Consider the following 19,328-nt stretch of genomic DNA (forward strand, 5'->3'; position numbering starts at 1 on the left):
AAAAAAGCACTACCAGCCGCCCACCTCCGGAGCTGCTGCAGTGCAGGAATTATCTCTCTTTTCGATACCGCTATTCTATACGGTATGCTCGTTTAATATCTGTTCCGCCTCGACTTCGAGTCTCTTCAAATCGGCCAGCAGGTTCTTGCGATCTTGTACCATCTCGCAGTAGAGTCGAGCTATCTCGACGGCGACCATCGCCATTACCGATTCCGAATCCATCAGTCCATCTTTGTACTTGTCCCGGTAAAAAGCCCATCGCTTGTTGAACAAGTCGGCGGCATCTCTCCAATATTTTTCGTCCGCACCGTAATCGACCCGCAAGGCTAACGGGTTTTTCAGGTCGGCAATTCTCAGAGTTATCTTTAATTTATCATCGTTCATAGCATCCTATTCGTTCAAGAGTGAGATGCACTTATCGATTTCCCGCACCAACCTGGCAAATCTGGCCTTTGTTTCGGCGACACTCGACCCCTCTTGTGCCGTAATCGATCGCGAGAGTTTCAGATTGTTATACCTCTTCTCCAGCTCGTCGTATCGTTGCTGCAATGCCTGCATATCTTGCCCGCATTGCGCCAAGCGGTCTTTGAGTGACCCGTTCTCCTCTTCGAGAGACTTACATAAATCGCTAATAGCGTGAAACTTAGCGATAAGCGATTCTATTATGTCTTTCGAATTTCCGGCCATTATCTCACCAAATTCTATACAAATATAGATAATTCCCGACAAAAGCGGCAAAAACAGGGGGAATATTTCTTATTTTCTCAAAATTATCACAATTTTTAAGTTTATTTGACAAGCCATCTCTTCTGATATTTCTTGCGAAAAATTTTCGGACCCGCGTATCGACTTGCCTCTGCTCTCGCCTTTTGCCATCTTTTCAGAAGACAGGAGGCGGCTCGGCATGGTCAAATTTGAAAACAAGTTTTCATTTGCCTCTGCTCTCGCCTTTCACTATCTTTGCATTATGCGGAAAATCATACACATCGACATGGATGCCTTCTATGCCTCGGTCGAGCAGCGCGACAACCCGGTCTATCGGGGCAAGCCTATCGCCGTGGGGCATAGCGGCCCGCGGGGCGTAGTGGCTACGGCCAGCTACGAGGCTCGTCCTTATGGCGTGCACTCGGCTCTCTCGTCGGCTCAGGCCCGGAGGCTCTGCCCTCAGCTTATCTTCGTGGAACCGCGGCACGAGGTCTACAAGGCGGTGTCGATGCAGATACGCAGCATCTTTGCCGACTATACCGACCTGATTGAGCCGCTGTCGCTCGACGAAGCTTTTCTCGACGTGTCGCACGAGCGGTCGGCTACGCTGGTAGCCCGCGAAATCAAACGCCGCATTCTGGCCGAGACGCAACTCACGGCATCGGCCGGGGTGTCGGTCAACAAGATGCTGGCCAAAATCGCCTCGGACTACCGCAAGCCCAACGGGCTCTTTACCATCGCTCCTGCTCAAATCGAGGCGTTTGTCGCCACCCTGCCCATCAAACGGTTCTTCGGTATCGGCGAAGTGACGGCCCAGAAGATGCACGCGCTGGGTATCCTCACCGGGGCCGACCTGCGGCAGTGGGACCGCGCCTCGCTCATGCGCCAGTTTGGCAAGGCGGGACTTCTCTACTACGGCTATGCCCGCGGCATCGACGACCGCGAGGTGGTGCCCAACCGCATACGCAAATCGATCAGCGCCGAGACCACCTTTATCGAAGATACCGACGACCGCGCCCGGCTGGCTGCCGACCTGGGCGAGGTGTGCGACGAGGTATGGGGACGGCTTCAACGCCACCGTTTCAAGGGGAAGACGGTGGTGCTGAAACTCAAATTCGACAATTTCAAACAGATCACCCGCTCGAAGACGCTACCGACCCCGGTCGACTCGTTGGCCACACTCTACCGCGTGGCGCAGGAGCTGCTCACGGCCTGCGACTTCGGGGGACACAAAATCAGACTTATCGGCGCAGGCGTAGGCAACTCGCTCGAGGCAGGTCTTGACGGCGTACAACTGCGGCTCCCTTTCGACGACCTGCCTTAACCGCCACCCCGAGACCGTCACCACACCACCGACTGCCCCCGCGCAATGGCCACGATGGCCCACGACAACCGCCGCCACACGGGTGTGTGAATTATTGACTAAGCTATTGTACATTAGAAAATAATATCGTATCTTTGCCCCGCTTTTTGAAAATTCCGTGTGATGGGAAATTAAGGAGCAAGAGAAATCACTTAATTTTGAGTAACACAAAACAACAAAACAATGAAAACATTTCAACTGAATGGTACGGCCCGTACCGATCTGGGCAAGAAAGCTGTAAAAGGCCTGCGTAAACAAAACCTGATTCCTGCCGTTCTCAACGGTGGCGAACTGGTAGACCTGCCTTACACCGGCACCCTGAAACCCTGCGAAAAACTGGTAGAACTCACGGGTGGTAAAAAAGGTATTATCGTTACCGATTTCACTGTAACCAAAGACGCTGTTCGCAAACTGGTTTACACTCCCGATATCTTTGCCGTAGAACTGAACATCGACGGTGAGAAGAAAATGGCCATCTTGAAAGACCTGCAATTCCACCCCGTAACCGACGCTATTCTGCACATGGACTTCCTCGAAGTTACCGACAAGAAACCGGTGGTTATGGAAGTTCCCGTTCAACTCGAAGGTCACTCCGAAGGTGTACGTGCCGGTGGTAAACTGAGCCTCTCGATGAGAAAACTCAAAGTGAAAGCCATCTACACCAACATCCCCGAACGTCTGGTTATCAACATCGACAACCTGGGTCTGGGCAAGACGCTGCAAGTAGGCGAGCTCCACTTCGAGGGTCTGGAACTGATGAACGCCAAGAATGCTGTGGTTTGCGCCGTTAACCTGACGCGTGCCGCTCGTGGTGCTCAAGCTAAACAAGACTAATCAAACACCATCTTTTTGTAGATGAAATATCTGATTGTAGGGCTGGGGAATATCGGTTACGAATACGAGAATACCCGGCATAACATAGGATTCAGAGTATTGGACGCCTTGGCTAAGGCGTCCAATCTCGTTTTTACCGACGGCCGTTACGGAGCTACCTGCGAGCTGCGCATCAAGGGACGTACCCTCGTGCTGCTCAAGCCCTCGACCTATATGAACCTGAGCGGGAACGCCGTGCGCTACTGGTTGCAGAAGGAGAATATCCCCGTAGAAAATCTGCTCGTCGTGGTCGACGATTTGGCTCTCCCCTTCGGCACCTTGCGGCTGAAACCCAAAGGCAGCGATGCCGGTCACAACGGACTGAAGCACATTTGCGAGACATTGGGCACGCAGGTCTATTCGAGGTTGCGGTTCGGCATCGGCAACGACTTTCCGCGTGGCGGGCAGATCGATTTCGTGCTGGGGGCCTTCCCCCCGGAACAAGAGGCACAACTGCCCGAGAAGCTGGAACGGGCCGGCGAAATTATCAAGAGTTTCTGTCTGGCCGGTGTACAGCAGACCATGAACCAGTATAACAACAAGTAGCAACTATGGCAAAAGAAGAGGTACGAATCGACAAGTTCATGTGGGCCACCCGCATCTTCAAAACCCGCACCATCGCTACCGAGGCCTGCAAAAAGGGCCGGGTGATGGTCGACGGCGTAGGGGTGAAGCCCTCGCGCACGGTCAAGGTGGGCGACACGATACAGGTGCGCAAGCCGCCCGTGACCTACTCGTTCAAGATTCTGGCTCTGGCCGAGAACCGCATGGGGGCCAAACTGGTGCCGGGCTACCTCGAGAATGTCACCCCACCCGAGCAATACGAACTGCTCGACATGGTGCGCATCAGCGGCTTTGTCAACCGGCAGAAGGGGCTGGGACGCCCCACGAAACGCGACGGCCGACAGATGGCACAGTTCCTCGAGTCGCAGTATGCCGACGACGGATTCGATTTTGACTTCGATTTCGACGACGACTTGGACGAGGAATAATATTAAATAAATTTAAAACTCGATTGAAACTGCAGGGGTAATATCCCGTTCCCGGGGATTGTGCCTTACCTTTGCCGTTGCAAATCTATCTTTTATGTGGGCTAAGAAGCTGAAAATAGTATGTCTGTTGCTGGCCGGTTGCCTGGGAGTGCTCTCTACGACACTTCCGCATCATCACCACGCCAACGGCATGATATGCCTCGAGTTCAACCTGCTCGGCAGCGACGACTCCCACGCCAAAAGCGCCGAAGAAGAGACCGACGATTGCACCGGCTGCAACTGGTTTGCCTACAAGATACCGGTCGATCTGGCATCGTTGCATCAGCACCTAACCCTTCGGTTTGCCCCGGTCAAGATATTGCTGGGTACCTGGGCCGTATTGGCCGACTGGGTCGTCGACATCCCCGACGAGTCGCCCACGTATGGCATCTATGTCGAACGGCTGCATACGGCCGTCTTTCTCCAGACCCTCGCTCTGAGGGCCCCTCCCGTAGCATAGGTATATAGTTTTGAAATCGTGTTGTCTCGCAGAGCATCATGCACTGCCGAGCCATGCGTACGTGCGGCCACCGACATGGCCGTAACGATTGAAACATCTGTTTATTCAATATTAAAGCAATACCTATGAAACGAAACATATTATTGACAATCACAATCTTATCGTATATTCTGTGGAGCTGCTCGGGCTCGTCGCACACCGATGGCGAAGCCCACGAACACAGCGACCACATCGAAGAGCACGACCATGAGCACAGCGAGCACGAAGGTCACGACCACGAAGCCGAAGGCCATGGCGACGAAATCATCCTGAAAAAAGCCGAGGCCGAAGCCATCGGCCTGACCACCAAAACCATAAAGCCCGAGAAGTTTCACAGCGTGATTCCCTGCTCGGGTACTCTCTCGGCCGCCCAGGGCGACGAGATGACGGTCGTAGCCCCCGTGTCGGGCGTGGTCTCGCTGGCCGGACGGCATATCACCGACGGCAGTCAAGTATCGAAAGGGAGCGTGCTGCTGCGCCTCTCGGCCCAAAAGCTGGCCGCAGGCGACCCGGCACAACGCGCCCATATCGACTACGAGACGGCTCGCAAGGCCTACGACCGGGCCAGCGAACTGGTGAAAGACCAGATTATCTCGCGCCAGGAGTACGAACGGATAGCCAAGGATTACGAGACCGCCCGGCTGGCCTACGAGGCTATCGGCGGAAACGGGACGGGCAGTGCCGTGCAGGCTCCCATGAGCGGCTACCTGAAAAACATTCTGGTGAACGACGGCGACTTCGTGGAGATGGGACAACCGCTGATGACCCTCTCGCAAAACCGCCGGTTGCGGTTGCGGGCCGAGGTGCCGCAACGCTACTACAAGGCACTGCCTACCATCGCATCGGCCCACTTCAAGACCTCGTATGACGACCAGGTATACAGCCTCGACCAACTGAACGGCAAGCTGCTGAGCTACGGCCGCGGCTCCCTGGCCGGCGGTGCCTACGTGCCGGTGGTCTTCGAACTCGACAACCGGGGCGATGTAGTGCCCGGTGCCTGTGTCGAGGTCTATCTGCTCTCTACGCCGGTCGACAATGCCCTGGTGGTACCCGTCTCGGCCCTCACCGAGGAGCAGGGACTCTACTTCGTCTACCTGCGTCTCGACGAAGAGGGATATAAGAAGCAAGAGGTCACGCTGGGTGATACCGACGGGGCCAACGTGCGCATCCTCTCGGGTCTGCACGAGGGCGACCGGGTGGTTACCCGCGGTGTCTATCAGGTGAAACTGGCCGCACACAGCGGTGTCATTCCCGAAGGTCATTCCCACAACCACTAATCCGCCGCAGCCATGTTGAACAAGATTATCCGATATTCGCTGAACAATCGGCTGCTCGTGCTGGTTGCTTCGATACTGTTGATGTTTGCAGGCATCTATACGTCGCTCAAGATGGATGTCGACGTATTCCCCGACCTGAACGCCCCCACCGTCGTGGTGATGACCGAGGCTCCGGGCATGGCTCCCGAAGAGGTGGAGCGCCTGGTTACCTTCCCGGTAGAGACGGCCCTCAACGGTGCCACCGACGTGCGTCGGGTGCGCTCGTCGTCGACCACCGGCTTCTCGGTCGTGTGGGTCGAGTTTGACTGGGGTACCGATATTTATCGGGCCCGCCAGATAACCTCCGAAAAACTGGCCGTCGTGGGCGAGAGCCTGCCCCAGGGGGTAGGCACCCCTACGCTGGGCCCGCAGTCGTCCATTCTGGGCGAGATGATGATTATCGGCCTCACGGCCGACTCGACCTCGATGCGCGACTTGCGCACGCTGGCCGACTGGACCATCCGTCCCCGCCTCCTCTCCATCGGTGGGGTGGCACAGGTTACCGTCATCGGCGGCGAGATGAAGGAGTACCAGATTCTGCTCGACCTGCCCCGCATGAAACAATACGGGGTTTCGCTCGACGAGGTGCTGACCGCTGCCCGCCAGATGAACCGCAATGCCAACGGCGGCATCCTCTATGAATATGGCAACGAATACATCATACGCGGTGCCGTGGCTACGACCGATGTCGACGCCATTGCCAAGGGTGTGGTGAAACGCGTCGACGGTGTCCCCATCCTGATGGGCGACATCGCCGAGGTGAAGATTGGCGACAAGGCGCCCAAGCTGGGGTGCGCTTCGGTCGAGGCTCATCCGGCCGTGCTGCTCACCGTCACCAAGCAGCCCAACACCAGCACGCTCGACTTGACCGACAAGCTGCTGGAGTCGGTCGACGAGCTGAAAAAGAACATGCCGGCCGACGTGACCGTATCGACCGACATCTTCCGCCAGTCGCACTTCATCGAGAGCTCTATCGACAACGTGAAGAAGTCGCTCTACGAAGGGGCCTTCTTCGTGGTCATCGTGCTCTTCTTCTTCCTGATGAACGTGCGCACCACCATCATCTCGCTGGTTGCCCTGCCGTTCTCGCTGCTCTTCTCGATATTGGCCCTGCACTTCATGGGCTTCACCATCAACACCATGAGTCTGGGCGGTATGGCCATCGCCATCGGGTCGCTGGTCGACGATGCCATTGTCGACGTGGAAAATGTCTACAAACACCTGCGCGAAAACCGCAAGCTGCCGCCCGGCGAGCGCAAGCGGGTTATCGACGTGGTGTTCGAGGCTTCGCGCGAGGTGCGTATGCCTATCCTCAACTCGACGCTCATCATTATCGTCACCTTCATCCCCCTCTTCTTCCTCACCGGTATGGAGGGGCGCATGCTGGTACCGCTGGGTATCGCCTTCATCGTGGCGCTGTTTGCCTCGACCATCGTGGCCCTCACCCTCACGCCGGTACTCTGCAGCTACCTGTTGGGTAAGGGTGACGACGACAAGATGAGCCGCGAACCCATCGTGGCCCGCACCCTCAAGAAGTATTACCAGCGGGCCCTCGAGTGGTCGCTGCGCCACCGCCGCGAGGTACTGGGCGGCACCATCGTGCTCTTTGTAGCGGCACTGATTACCTTCTTTACCCTGGGCCGCAGTTTCCTGCCGTCGTTCAATGAAGGGTCGTTCACCATCAACGTGAGCACCCTGCCGGGCATCTCGCTCGAGGAGTCGGACAACATCGGCCGCCGGGCCGAGCAACTGCTGCTCGAGGTGCCCGAAATCAAGACCGTGGCCCGCAAGACGGGACGTGCCGAGCTCGATGAACATGCGCTGGGTGTGAACACCTCGGAAATCGAAGCCCCCTTCGAACTGAAAGACCGCTCGCATGCCGAGGTGGTAGCCGATGTGCGCAAGAAACTCTCGATTCTGCCCGGTGTCAACATCGAAATCGGGCAGCCCATCTCGCACCGCATCGACGCCATGCTCTCGGGTACACAGGCCCGCATCGCCATCAAGCTCTTCGGCGACGACCTCAACCGCATGTTCATGCTGGGCAACCAGATCAAGAAAAACATCTCGACCATCGACGGCGTGGTAGACCTGAATGTCGAGCAGCAAATCGAACGGCCGCAACTGAAGATTACGCCGCGGCGCGAGATGCTGGCCCGCTACGGGGTAACGCTGTCCGAGTTCTCGGAGTTTATCGACGTGGCCCTGGCCGGCGAGGTAGTCTCGCAGGTCTACGAGGGTAGCCGTACCTTCGACCTCACGGTCAAGGTGAAAGACGACGAACGGGCCACCGCCTCCCGCATCGGCGACCTGATGATCGACACGCAGATGGGCAAAGTGCCGTTGAGCACACTGGCCGAGATTGAGTCGGCTACCGGTCCCAACACCATCAACCGCGAGAATGTGAAACGTAAAATCGTCATCTCGGCCAACGTGAGCGACCGCGACCTGCGTAGCGTAGTCGACGACATCCGGGAACGCATCGACGAGACCATCACCCTGCCCGAGGGTTACTTCATCGAGTATGGCGGACAGTTCGAGAGCGAAGCCGCCGCCTCGCGCACCCTCTCGATTGTGTCGCTCTTCTCGCTGCTGGTGGTATTCCTGCTGTTGTACAACCAGTTCCGCAGCGCGTCGCAGTCGGCCGTCATCCTGCTCAACCTGCCGCTGGCCCTCATCGGCGGCGTCTTTATCCTGCGCTTCACCACGGGCGAAATCAGTATCCCCGCCATCATCGGCTTCATCTCGCTCTTCGGTATCGCCACCCGCAACGGCATGCTGCTCGTGTCGCACTACAACACCATGCTGGCCGAGGGGCATACGCTGCACGATACCGTATTGCACGGCTCGCTCGACCGGTTGAACCCCATCCTGATGACGGCGCTCACCTCGGCCCTGGCCCTTATCCCGCTGGCTCTGGGCGGCGACCTGCCGGGCAACGAGATACAGAGCCCGATGGCCAAAGTGATTCTGGGCGGATTGATTACTTCGACCTTCCTCAACGCCTTTGTGGTGCCGGTCGTTTATTGGATTATGAACCGTAAAAAAGAAAACCGATGAGAAAAACGCTTTTCCTGCTCTGCGCACTCGCCGTTGCGGGTGCGGGAGCTCAAAATAAGATGGCCGATATTCTGTCGAGTATCGAGACCAACAATCCCCAGCTGAAGGCCGGGGCCCAGATGGTGCTGAGCCAGAAGGCCGAGGTGTCGTCGCAAAACTCGCTCGCCGACCCAACTTTCGAACTGGAGCACCTGTGGGGTGCCCAGAATGCCGGCGACCGCAAATACGACATCACCGTGTCGCAGGCATTCGATTTCCCCTCGCTCTACGTGCAGCGCAACCAGATGGGCAACCTCAAGCGCAGCCTCTACGACGGGCAGCAGGCACTGTTGCGGCAGCAGGTGCTGTTGCAGGCCAAGGAGTTGTGCCTGCGCATCGTCTATCTGAACCGCTGCATTCAGTTGGGCGAGGAGCGGCAGGCGGCTGCCGACCGGCTGGCCGCCCTCTATCGCGAACGACTCGCGACGGGCGATGCCGCCATACTCGACGTGAACAAAATCGAAATCGAACAGCTCAACGTCACCACCGCCAACACGCGGCTGCGCAACGACCGTTCGGCCTGTCTGGCCCAACTGCGGGCGCTGAACGGCGGCGAACCTTTCGAGGGGGGCCTCGAGATGTTGACCGACTACCCGCAGGCAGCGATGCCCGCCTCGTTCGACGACCTGAAAGCCCAGGCCCTGCAGGCCGACCCCGAGCTGCAGCTGCTGCGCCAGGAGAGCCTCATCGCCGACAAGTCGGTGGCCCTCAACCGGGCCGGGTGGCTGCCCAAGTTTGAGTTGGGCTACCGCCATGCCTATGAGTTGGGCGAGCGGTTCAACGGTCTTTCGGTAGGTATCTCCATCCCCCTCTTTGCCAATCGCAAGAAGGTGAAGATGGCCAAGGCCCAGGCTCTGGCCGGGAGCTTTGCCGTGAACAATCGCGAGCAACAGGCTTTGGCCGAGCTGCAGACCGCCTACGACGAAGCCGTATCGTTGCAACGCGACCACGCCCGCTACGACCTGCTGATGCGCCAGAACAACCTGGGGCTGCTGCAAAAGGCCCTCACGGCCGGACAAATATCGATGGTCGAATATCTGGTAGATGCGACCCAGCTCTACGAGGCGTTTGACAACCGGCTCTCGCTCGAGTATGAATACCAGTTGCGGTTGGCCCGCATGTACAAATTCGAATTGTAAGATTACCGCTAAAACCTTGTAACAGAATCCTTCGCGCCTCACCCGGTGCGGAGGATTTTTTTATTCGACAGTCTCCCAGATACCCTCCCTGCAGATGTCCCGGAATAGCCGAGAGTGTTAAGAGATATTATATCCATAAATATTTTCCATAGGAATATTGTTTATATGGAAAACAATATACATCTTTGCAAAGTAATTTCTAATGGAATATTTTTCTTATGAAAACAAATATAGAGATAAAGGACAAAAAGCAAGTGATGAAGAGCTGGATGAAGCGATACGGATTGTTGGCTCTGGGCTTGATATTGGGAGCCGTAGGCGGATACCTTTACTGGCGGTATGTAGGTTGCGCCAGCGGCACCTGCCCCATCACGGCATCGCCCTGGACCAGCACGGTGTGGGGAGCAGCCATAGGCGGATTATTGATGAGTTCATTTAAAAAAGAGAAAAGTTATGAATAAACGACTGATGATTTGGGCGGTGAGTCTGGTTGCGCTTCTGCTGGCCGCCTGTGAAACCCAAGCGACGAACAATGATAAAAATAATAAAAAGGAGAACAAGATGAAAACGATTGAATTGACCAAAGCCGATTTCTTGAAAAAAGTGATGGATTATGAAACCAATCCCAATGAGTGGAAATACCTGGGCGACAAGCCGGCCATCATCGACTTCTACGCCTCGTGGTGCGGCCCCTGCAAAATGGTAGCACCCATACTCGAGGAACTGGCCGAAGAGTACGACGGACAAATCTATATCTATAAGGTGAATACCGAAGAGGAACAGGAGCTGGCCGGTCTGTTCGGGATACGAAGCATCCCCTCGATACTCTTTATCCCCATGGGCGAGCAGCCGCAGATGGCTACGGGAGCCATGCCCAAAAGTTCGTTCAAGGAGGCTATCGACAAGGTATTGCTGAAGAAATAACCCCATGAAGCCACGTTCTCCCGAGCGGAGACTGCGAGAGAGGTGTCGCTTTTTCATCTCCACGGCTTCTACCGTTGCCGTGGAGATGAATATCGTTTGCTGCGACGGGACAGATACAAGAAAAAAATCGGCGGCCCTGGTATCGGATGGATTTACCCTATGATAACTAATTGATATACTTCGCTATCAAAAAGCAATTATAATACAAAATAGATGCGCCAACTATTGGAATTTAAACTTTTTTTAATCACATTTGTAAGGTTATCAAAAATGTGGTTATAAAAAAACTGTTTACTTATGTGATTTTTTTGTGCGGTGCATTCAGCGCAGCTCATGCCGAAGTCGTGTATGAAGCAGCCTTGAACACCGAAACGGAGTTTGGCCAATGGATGGTGGTCGATGCCAACGAAGACGAAACGACGTGGGGCTTCGACTCCTATACCCAAGCCGCCAAGTATGGCTACAACATGCAACAGGCCGCCGACGACTGGCTCATCTCGCCGGTCAACGAATATGTATCGTCGCAACAGTCGCAAGACATCTCCTTCTCGGTAATCAACAATTCGGTCAACACGATTACCAATGCCTCGGTCGAAGTTGCCGTCGACGGTACGGTTGTCGAGACCTTCGACATCGAGAGCATCGAACCTCAGGAGACTAAAAACTACGTATGCGAGCAAGCCCTGGCCAGCCTCTCGTCCGGCGGTCACACGCTGACGATTACCATCGAGAACGAGGGCGACGAGAATCTCGAAAACAATACTCTCGAAGTCGAGTTCACCGTAGTGAAGAACCCGGTCATGTACTACGACTTCGAAACGGGAACCGTTCCCGAAGAGCTGACGTTGAGAGCCGAAGACGGTGCCACGGTCAACTCGTCGTTGAACGACATATTCCCCAACAACGAGCCGTGGAACGTGATTGAAATCAACGAGCACCCCACCTTCGGTTCGTGGATGCTTACCGCTGCTTCGTGGTTTACGACGGTTGTTCCGGCCGACCGCTGGTGCATCTTCCCCCAAATCGGGGTTACTTCCGACAATGCCAATATGGTATGGTCGGCCATGTCGGGCGATGCCGGTGAAGATTTTGCCGAGGACTACGAGATTATGGTATCGACCACCGATGCCGAGCCCGAGAGCTTCACCTCGATTCTGACGGTTACCGACGAGAACTTCGCCACCAATCCCAGCACCCGCGGTGTAGACCTGGGCGCCTATAAGGGACAGAACATCTACGTAGCCATCCGTCTGACGACGACCGACGGCTACATGCTCTCGATCGACAACATCGGGTTCTATGGCGATATAGTCAAAGGCGGTTCGTCCGTAGAGTCGGTTGCAGCCGACGGCCGCTTGTGGGTAAGTGCCGGTCAGGTAGTATGCTCGGCCGAGCAGGTAGACCGCATCGTGGTCTTCGATGCCAGCGGACGTCAGGTAGCCGGTTGTGAAAATCAATCGACCCTCGATGTCGACCACTTGTCGAGCGGCGTTTATCTGGTTCGGGCCATGGCCGACGGACAAGTGCTGCAAACCAAGTTTATCAAATAACGCAGAACCTATCGGCGAGGGGGAGTCTCCCGCACGGGGAGATTCCCCCTTCGTTTTGCCCGCAGGCAAAAGCGACTCCCGGCCTTGTTCTGCATTGGAAAAGAAAATGTAATTTTGTAAACCGATACAAAAGTCGTATCGACCGGGGCAGAGAGGCCCACAGCAGGTTCGACTTTTGTGTAAAGAAAGGAGGAAAAAAAGATATGCCAATCGTAGTAGACAAAGACCGTTGTCCGCAGAACCATCGCTGCCCGCTCATCGACCTTTGCCCCCGGCAGGCCATCAGCCAGGTGGGGTTCGGGTTGCCGCAAATCGATGCCGACAAGTGTATAGAGTGCGGCAAGTGTGTGCGTTCGTGTTTCAAACAGGCCATGTATGAAATCAAGTAAGCGTATGGAATCGTTTTGCAAGATACGCGATGTATACCGGGCCATCACCGAGTTTGAAGCCCGGTTTGAAAAGCGCTACGGCCTCGGGCTCAACGAGGGCTCCCTGCTGTGTGCCTTGAGCGATTGCCCCAAACTGTCGTCGGGCGATATTGCCAGACAGTTGAACCTCTCCCAGTCGAACGCCTCGAAGGTGATTCGCTCGGCCGAGAAAAAGGGGCTCATTCAGCGCAGCCTGGGCGATGACGACAAGCGGCAGATGTACTTCTCGCTTTCGCCCGAGGGAGCCGATTGCCTCGCCCGGTTGCAATGTTGCGACATCCAGGTGCCCGAGCTTCTGCAGAAATTGTTGTAACCGAAAAATGTATCCGGCGGGCAGGCCGCCCGTCGTGACCGATAGTATCCCCAGACCCGATTGTTTTCGGGCCTGGGGATTTTTTTTGTCCCCCCGGCTCATACCCTTCTCTCGTTTAGCCAACCTCACTGATAATAAACGAGTTGTAGCATCAATGTATAACGAATGTTGCTTAGGCTTAAAACAGTTGTAACACAAATGTTGCACGGGCCCGATAATTTTGGCGCAGCATATAACCAACGGAAAAACAGTATGAAAAGGACATTCACATTGATTTTTATTCTCGTGCAAATTGCTGTTGCACAAGCAGCAGGACTTATTTCGGGTACGGTGAAAGAGGGGACCGAGCACCACACGTTGCCGGGCGCCGTACTGCGACTGGACAAATTTAACCGCTACACAGTCTCGGACAAAAACGGTTACTTCGAGTTCCTGAATGTTCCCGACGGGGAGTATCGGGTCGAAGTCACTTACTTAGGATATACGACGGCGTATCAGGACGTCACGGTAAAAGAGGGAGGAAACTCGGTCATCGAGTTTCAGTTGCAGGAAGATTCGAAAGTCTTGAACGAGGTGGTAGTCATGGGCGACCAGGCTCGCGGACAGGCCAAGGCATTCAACCAGCAGAAGACCAACCGCAATGTAACCAACGTGATTTCGGCCGACCAGGTGGGCCGTTTCCCCGACTCGAACATAGGCGATGCGCTGAAACGGGTACCGGGTATCACCATGCAGAACGACCAGGGCGAGGCCCGCAACATCATCGTACGGGGTCTGGCTTCGGAGTTGAACTCGGTGACTCTGAACGGGAACCGCATCCCCTCGGCCGAGGGCGACAACCGCAAGGTGCAGATGGACCTGATTCCCTCGGACATGATACAGACCATACGGGTAAACAAAACCCTTACTCCCGACATGGATGGCGATGCCATAGGCGGTTCGGTCGACCTGGTGACTCGCGCCGCATCGGGCCGGCAGCGCATCTCGCTCACGGCACTGGGCGGTTTCAACCCCATCCGCAACGGGGCTACCGGGTCGGGCTCGTTTGTCTACTCCAACCGCTTTGCCGACGATAAGGTGGGCGTGGTACTCAGCGCCTCGTACATGAACAAGAGCTACGGTTCGGACAATATCGAAGGGGTGTGGGGCAAGGACGACGCCCAGAATATTTTCCTCGAAGAGATGGATATTCGCAAATACGACGTGCAACGCATCCGCCGCAGCATCTCGCTCAATACCGACTGGAAAATCGATGCCAACAACACGCTGGCTGCCGACCTGATGTACAACTGGCGCGACGACAGGGAGAACCGCTTCCGCACCCAGTTCAAGGATGTGGAACCCGTATACGACGAGGCTACGCAGGCGATTACCGGATACACGGGTAACATCACCCGCGAGACCAAAGGCGGTATAGACAACTGCCGCAACAAGAACGCCCGTCTCGAAGACCAGCGGGTGCAATCCTATTCGCTCACGGGTACGCACCTGCTCTCGCCCCGGTTCGACCTCGACTGGAACCTCAGCTATGCCAAGGCTCAGGAAGACCGTCCGCACGAACGCTACATCGAGTATACGCAAGAGGGACTTTCGCTCACACAAGATCTGACCAACCCGCGACTGCCCTTTATCTCGGCTCCCGGGCAAGACTTGAGTCTCTTTGCCTTCGACAAGCTCACCGAACAGCACGACTATACCGACGAGGATGAATACTCGGCCAAAATCAACGCCCGGGTACCTCTCTCGGCCATCGCATCGCAAAAGGGTCGTCTCCACTTCGGTTTGAAAGCTCGCATCAAGAGCAAGGAGCGCAACAACAACTTTTATGAATATACCCCCATCGACGGTCTCCCCTCGCTGGGCGACATGGAACCGGTCACCTACAACTCGCCTCTGACGCAGGGCGACCGCTACATACCGGGCTCGTTCGTCTCCAAAAAATGGCTGGGCAATGTCGACCTCAACAACGCCGCACTCTTCGAGAAAGAGGCCGACCCGTCGGAGTATCTGGTCAACAACTACAAGGCCAAGGAGCAAATCTACGCCGGTTATCTGCGTTGGGACCAGGATATTACCCCCGACCTCACCTTTATCGTGGGGGCCCGCATCGAGCATACCCGGGTCGACTACGAGGGCAACTATGTGCTCGACGAAGACTATGCCAACGCCGACCTGCGCAACGTGAAAAACAGCTACACCAACGTGCTGCCCAACGTGACCATCTGTTACACACCCCGAAAGAATATGGTACTCCGCGGTGTCTTCTCGACGGCACTCGCCCGCCCCAACTACTACGCCCTGATTCCCTTTGCCGATGTAAAATCGGAAGACCGCGAAATCTCGGCCGGTAACTCCGACCTGAAGGCCACCTACTCCTACAACGCCGACCTCATCGGCGAATACTACTTCCAGTCGGTGGGTATCGTTTCGGCCGGGCTCTTCTACAAAAATCTCGACAACTTCATCTACAACTACCTCGATGCCAACTATACGACCGAGAAGTTTGCCGCCGATTTCCCCAACCTGCCCAACCCCATCCCGGCCGGTGAGCAGTGGCAGTTCCTGCGCCCCCTGAACGGCGACCAGGTACACCTCTTCGGTGTGGAGCTGGCCTTCCAGCGCAAGCTCGACTTCTTTGCCTCGAGTTTCATGCGCAACTTCAGCGTGATGCTCAACTACACCTATACCCACTCGATTACCAAAGGTATCTACAACGAGGACGGCGAGGAGCGTACCGACGTGAGCTTCCCGGGCACGGCTCCGCACATGTTCAACGCCTCGCTGGCTTGGGAGAACAATCGCTTCTCGGCACGTGTTTCTTTGAACTACACCGCCGGGTATCTCGACGAGGTGGCCAGCACGGCTTTTGAAGACCGCTATTACGACGGGCAGCTCTTCCTCGACGCCAACGCCTCGTATCGCATTGCCGACGGCCTGCGCATCTTTGCCGAGGCCAACAACCTCACCAACCAGCCGCTGCGCTACTACCAGGGCTCCAAGCAGTACATGGCACAGCTCGAGTATTACAAGTCGACCTTCGACATCGGTGTAAAATGGGAGTTCTAAAAAACAAGTAAATGATAAAAACAAATAAACGAAGCGAAATGAAAAAATCCGTTAGATTCTTTTTGAGACATGTCCGCACCTTTTCGGCCTTGCTGCTGGTGGGGATTATCCTGTGCGGCTGGTCGTGCCGCCAGACCAACGACACGCAAAACAGCACCTTCCCCGAGTCGATCGACGATAACTTCAACTTTATCGTAGCCAACGACATGGGACGTAACGGCTATTACGACCAGAAGCCCATTGCCGAGCAGATGGGCGAGACGGCCGGCGAGATAGGCATCGAGTTTGTAGCCGCCGCCGGCGACATTCACCACTTCGAGGGGGTGGCCAGCGTCGACGACCCTCTGTGGAATACCAACTACGAATACATCTATTCGCACCCCGAGCTGATGCTCGACTGGTATCCCGTGCTGGGTAACCACGAATACCGGGGCAACACCCAGGCCGTACTCGACTATTCGGGCGTAAGCCGCCGCTGGTGCATGCCGGCCCGCTACTACGACAAGACCTTCGAGGTGGGCGACAGCTCTACGCTCAAGGTGGTCTTTATCGACACGGCACCGCTTATCGACAAATACCACAAGGAGTCGGAAGAGTCGTATCGCGACGTGGCCGCCCAAGACATGCAGGCCCAGCTTCACTGGATCGACTCGGTGCTGAATGCCTCGCACGACACCTGGAAGGTGGTCATCGGCCATCACCCCGTCTATGCTCAGACTCCCAAGGACGAAATCGAGCGCGAGAACCTGCAGGAGCGTCTCGACCCGCTGTTGAGGAAATATGGTGTCGACATGTATATCGCCGGGCACATTCACAACTTCCAGCACATACAGATGCCCGACAGCCCGGTCGACTACGTGGTCAACTCGTCGGCCTCGCTGAGCCGCAAGGTGAGCCCCATCGAGGGAACGCAATATTGCAGCCCCGAACCGGGATTCTCAGTCGTATCGGTATCGGACCAGGAGTTGAGCCTCTACATGCTCGACAAGACCGGCCATGTGCTGCACACGGTTACGCGCACCAAATAACACGAGTTTCTTATTTTCTTTCTTTCAAAGGGGCTTTGCCTGTGGCCGTCGGGCCGGGCGAAGCCCTTCTGTTTTCGTGTAAAGGGCTGGAGATAACGATGCGGGCCGAGCCGCTTCGCTCCCGGTTAGAGGTCCGGGGAGTCGGTCGCCCCGGAGGCCTCGGCCTCGGGCTGACGGAAAATCGAGAAGTTCACGCTGCCGTAACTGCGATGCTGGTCGAAGAGCGGGTGCGACGAGAAGTCGTTGTTCTTCGAATGCTCGAGTACAAAGATACCGCCCGGTTTCAAGAGGTTGCGCGACAGCACCTCGTGCGGCAGAGTCTCCAGCTTGGGCAAGTCGTAGGGAGGGTCGGCAAACACCAGGTCGAACTGCTGGCGGCAGCTTTGTACAAACTTGAAGACATCGCCCTTGATGGGGGTGAGGTTGCGGTCGCCGAGCTGTTGCCGCACCTTGCGGATAAAGTTGTATTGCGTGGGGTAAATCTCGACACATACCACCCGGGCACACTCGCGCGAGAGCAGCTCGAAGCTGATGGCCCCCGTGCCGGCAAAGAGGTCGAGCGCCTCGATGCCCTCGAAGTCGATCAGGTTTTCCAGTACGTTGAAGATATTCTCCCGGGCAAAGTCGGTCGTGGGCCGAGCCTTGATATTAGTGGGGACATCGAACCGCCGACGCCCGTATTTACCGCTGATGATTCGCATGCTGTTTGCTCTTTGGTTTATGATACAAAGATAGTGAAAGGTGAGGGCAGAGGCAAACGGGAAAACTTGTTTTTCAAATTTGACTATGCCGAGCCGCATCCTCTCTTCTGAAAAGATAGCGAAAGGCGAGAGCATAAAATCAAGTTCTCTTGATTTTTATAGCGTGGCACACTATATTTGCAATTCCATTGAGTCTATGAAAATATCATAATCAAACACCACGGGGGAATGGTTCTAAACACGCTGTTTATCGAAAGTCTGTCCAATTTTGCACACGGTTTGTCATCGGCCTTTTTCATCTACTTTGGAATCAATCTGGCCTTCTTTCGGGGCACCAACCGACCATTGCAGGTACTGGGATACCTGTTTTGCCTGTGGGGCGTACAGAATGTAAAAGACCTGTTGCTCTACGTCGACTCGGTGAGCGAGTCGTACTACTACTCTACCCTGTTGCTGTCGTTCGACATGTGGGCAGTACCGTTTTGCGCCCTCTTCCTGCTCGAGATTCTCTACCCCGGCTTCTTCAGCCTCAAGCGGGTGGTGCAGTTCGAATTGCCGTTGGTACTCCTCACCGCCGGATTTGCCACAACGGGTGCATCGGCTTTTTACGTAGGGAGTGTGATCTATATGGCCCTCTTCTGTCTGGTCGTGGTACTCTTCATCGTCTCCAAGGTGAGAAACTACAACCGGTTCATGCGCGAGAACTACTCCTACACCGAGCGGGTGAATGTGCGCTGGCTCATCAACAGCATGATTATTCTGGCCCTCTGTCTGTTGCTTTGGCTCTATACCTGTACCCACATCAGCCATCTGGGCGACCTCGTCTACTATACCACCTCGACCCTGCTGTGGTCGGTAGTGCTCTACTACAGTCTGCGGCAAGAGTGGATACCCGATGTGCCGCAAAACGCCCCAGCATCCGAAGCCGAGGCCTTGGAACCGTTGCGTAACGGCTCGTCGCCAATGAGTCAGAAACTCGAGGAGTATATCCGCGAAAAGGAGTTGTTTCTCAACGCCAAGCTGTCGCTCAACGACCTGGCCACCGAGATGGGGACCAACCGCAGCTACCTCTCCAACTGCCTGAACAACGAGTTGGGGGTGACCTTCTACGTCTTCATCAACTCGTTCCGGCTCGAACGGGCCAAGTCGCTTCTCGGCGATGCGGCTTTCGGGGGCAGTATCGAAGAGACAGCCCTCTTGAGCGGGTTCAATTCGGTCTCGACCTTCCGCCGCTCTTTCCAGAAAAAATATGGTTGTACCCCTTCGCAATACCGCAGGCAGAGAGGGGATTGA

At 55.7% G+C, this 19,328-nt stretch carries 18 protein-coding genes; 16 read left to right on the top strand and 2 right to left on the bottom strand.

Translation table 11 applies throughout. The features are described from left to right. Positions 1 to 75: 75 nt before the first annotated feature. Positions 76 to 384, bottom strand: coding sequence for a cell division protein ZapA (locus NW211_RS02025; RefSeq protein ID WP_087409051.1), 309 nt, complete (start codon positions 382 to 384; stop codon positions 76 to 78). Positions 385 to 967: 583 nt separating this feature from the next. Between NW211_RS02025 and dinB the strand changes: the two genes are divergently transcribed. From dinB to NW211_RS02100, 15 genes are all read left to right on the top strand, one after another. Continuing rightward, positions 968 to 2,029 carry a DNA polymerase IV gene (gene dinB, locus NW211_RS02030; RefSeq protein ID WP_258326751.1) on the top strand — a complete coding sequence of 354 codons (1,062 nt, stop codon included), beginning with the start codon at positions 968 to 970 and terminating at the stop codon, positions 2,027 to 2,029. 222 nt (positions 2,030 to 2,251) lie between these two features. Beyond that, on the top strand, positions 2,252 to 2,902 hold the full coding sequence (locus NW211_RS02035) for a 50S ribosomal protein L25 (RefSeq protein ID WP_087409053.1): 651 nt from the start codon (positions 2,252 to 2,254) through the stop codon (positions 2,900 to 2,902). 21 nt (positions 2,903 to 2,923) lie between these two features. Further along, positions 2,924 to 3,487, top strand: coding sequence for an aminoacyl-tRNA hydrolase (gene pth / locus NW211_RS02040; RefSeq protein ID WP_087409054.1), 564 nt, complete (start codon positions 2,924 to 2,926; stop codon positions 3,485 to 3,487). Positions 3,488 to 3,492: 5 nt separating this feature from the next. Next, positions 3,493 to 3,933 (top strand): RNA-binding S4 domain-containing protein, encoded by a 441-nt coding sequence (locus NW211_RS02045; protein WP_087409055.1) that lies wholly within the window; start codon positions 3,493 to 3,495, stop codon positions 3,931 to 3,933. A 94-nt stretch (positions 3,934 to 4,027) separates the two neighbouring features. Beyond that, entirely contained in the window at positions 4,028 to 4,432 is a 405-nt protein-coding gene (locus tag NW211_RS02050; protein ID WP_087409056.1) for a DUF6769 family protein, read from the top strand. Between the two features lie 125 nt (positions 4,433 to 4,557). Further along, the gene (locus NW211_RS02055) at positions 4,558 to 5,748 is read left to right on the top strand and encodes an efflux RND transporter periplasmic adaptor subunit (protein WP_258326752.1); all 1,191 of its coding nucleotides are present in this window, start codon (positions 4,558 to 4,560) and stop codon (positions 5,746 to 5,748) included. 12 nt (positions 5,749 to 5,760) lie between these two features. Then, positions 5,761 to 8,847, top strand: a complete 3,087-nt coding sequence (locus NW211_RS02060; RefSeq protein ID WP_258326754.1) for an efflux RND transporter permease subunit — start codon at positions 5,761 to 5,763, stop codon at positions 8,845 to 8,847. Continuing rightward, positions 8,844 to 10,025, top strand: a complete 1,182-nt coding sequence (locus NW211_RS02065) for a TolC family protein (protein ID WP_258326755.1) — start codon at positions 8,844 to 8,846, stop codon at positions 10,023 to 10,025. The genes NW211_RS02060 and NW211_RS02065 overlap by 4 nt, the downstream gene beginning before the upstream one ends. Positions 10,026 to 10,282: 257 nt before the next feature. Then, positions 10,283 to 10,486: a DUF6132 family protein gene (locus NW211_RS02070; protein ID WP_087409126.1), complete on the top strand. Its 204-nt coding sequence runs from the start codon at positions 10,283 to 10,285 to the stop codon at positions 10,484 to 10,486. Continuing rightward, positions 10,479 to 10,949 (top strand): thioredoxin, encoded by a 471-nt coding sequence (trxA, locus tag NW211_RS02075; RefSeq protein WP_087409060.1) that lies wholly within the window; start codon positions 10,479 to 10,481, stop codon positions 10,947 to 10,949. Before NW211_RS02070 ends, trxA begins: the two co-directional genes overlap by 8 nt. 299 nt (positions 10,950 to 11,248) lie before the next feature. Further along, positions 11,249 to 12,499, top strand: a complete 1,251-nt coding sequence (locus tag NW211_RS02080) for a T9SS-dependent choice-of-anchor J family protein (protein ID WP_258326756.1) — start codon at positions 11,249 to 11,251, stop codon at positions 12,497 to 12,499. Between the two features lie 203 nt (positions 12,500 to 12,702). After that, the gene (locus NW211_RS02085; RefSeq protein WP_087409062.1) at positions 12,703 to 12,888 is read left to right on the top strand and encodes a 4Fe-4S binding protein; all 186 of its coding nucleotides are present in this window, start codon (positions 12,703 to 12,705) and stop codon (positions 12,886 to 12,888) included. Positions 12,889 to 12,892: 4 nt separating this feature from the next. Continuing rightward, complete coding sequence (locus NW211_RS02090) at positions 12,893 to 13,240, top strand: MarR family winged helix-turn-helix transcriptional regulator (RefSeq protein WP_087409063.1); 348 nt, start codon at positions 12,893 to 12,895, stop codon at positions 13,238 to 13,240. Positions 13,241 to 13,492: 252 nt separating this feature from the next. Beyond that, the gene (locus NW211_RS02095) at positions 13,493 to 16,306 is read left to right on the top strand and encodes a TonB-dependent receptor (RefSeq protein ID WP_258326757.1); all 2,814 of its coding nucleotides are present in this window, start codon (positions 13,493 to 13,495) and stop codon (positions 16,304 to 16,306) included. 38 nt (positions 16,307 to 16,344) lie between these two features. Beyond that, the gene (locus NW211_RS02100) at positions 16,345 to 17,334 is read left to right on the top strand and encodes a metallophosphoesterase (RefSeq protein WP_087409065.1); all 990 of its coding nucleotides are present in this window, start codon (positions 16,345 to 16,347) and stop codon (positions 17,332 to 17,334) included. A 125-nt stretch (positions 17,335 to 17,459) separates the two neighbouring features. Here the strand turns inward: NW211_RS02100 and NW211_RS02105 are convergent, their stop codons facing one another. Further along, positions 17,460 to 18,035: an RsmD family RNA methyltransferase gene (locus NW211_RS02105; protein ID WP_258326758.1), complete on the bottom strand. Its 576-nt coding sequence runs from the start codon at positions 18,033 to 18,035 to the stop codon at positions 17,460 to 17,462. Positions 18,036 to 18,263: 228 nt separating this feature from the next. Here NW211_RS02105 and NW211_RS02110 point away from each other — a divergent pair, with 228 nt between their 5' ends. Further along, a complete protein-coding gene (locus tag NW211_RS02110; protein ID WP_258326759.1) occupies positions 18,264 to 19,328 on the top strand; it encodes an AraC family transcriptional regulator in 1,065 nt (354 codons plus the stop codon).

Origin of the sequence: Barnesiella sp. ET7 (genome assembly GCF_024733785.1) — a bacterium.
GTDB classification, from domain to species: domain Bacteria; phylum Bacteroidota; class Bacteroidia; order Bacteroidales; family Barnesiellaceae; genus Barnesiella; species Barnesiella merdigallinarum.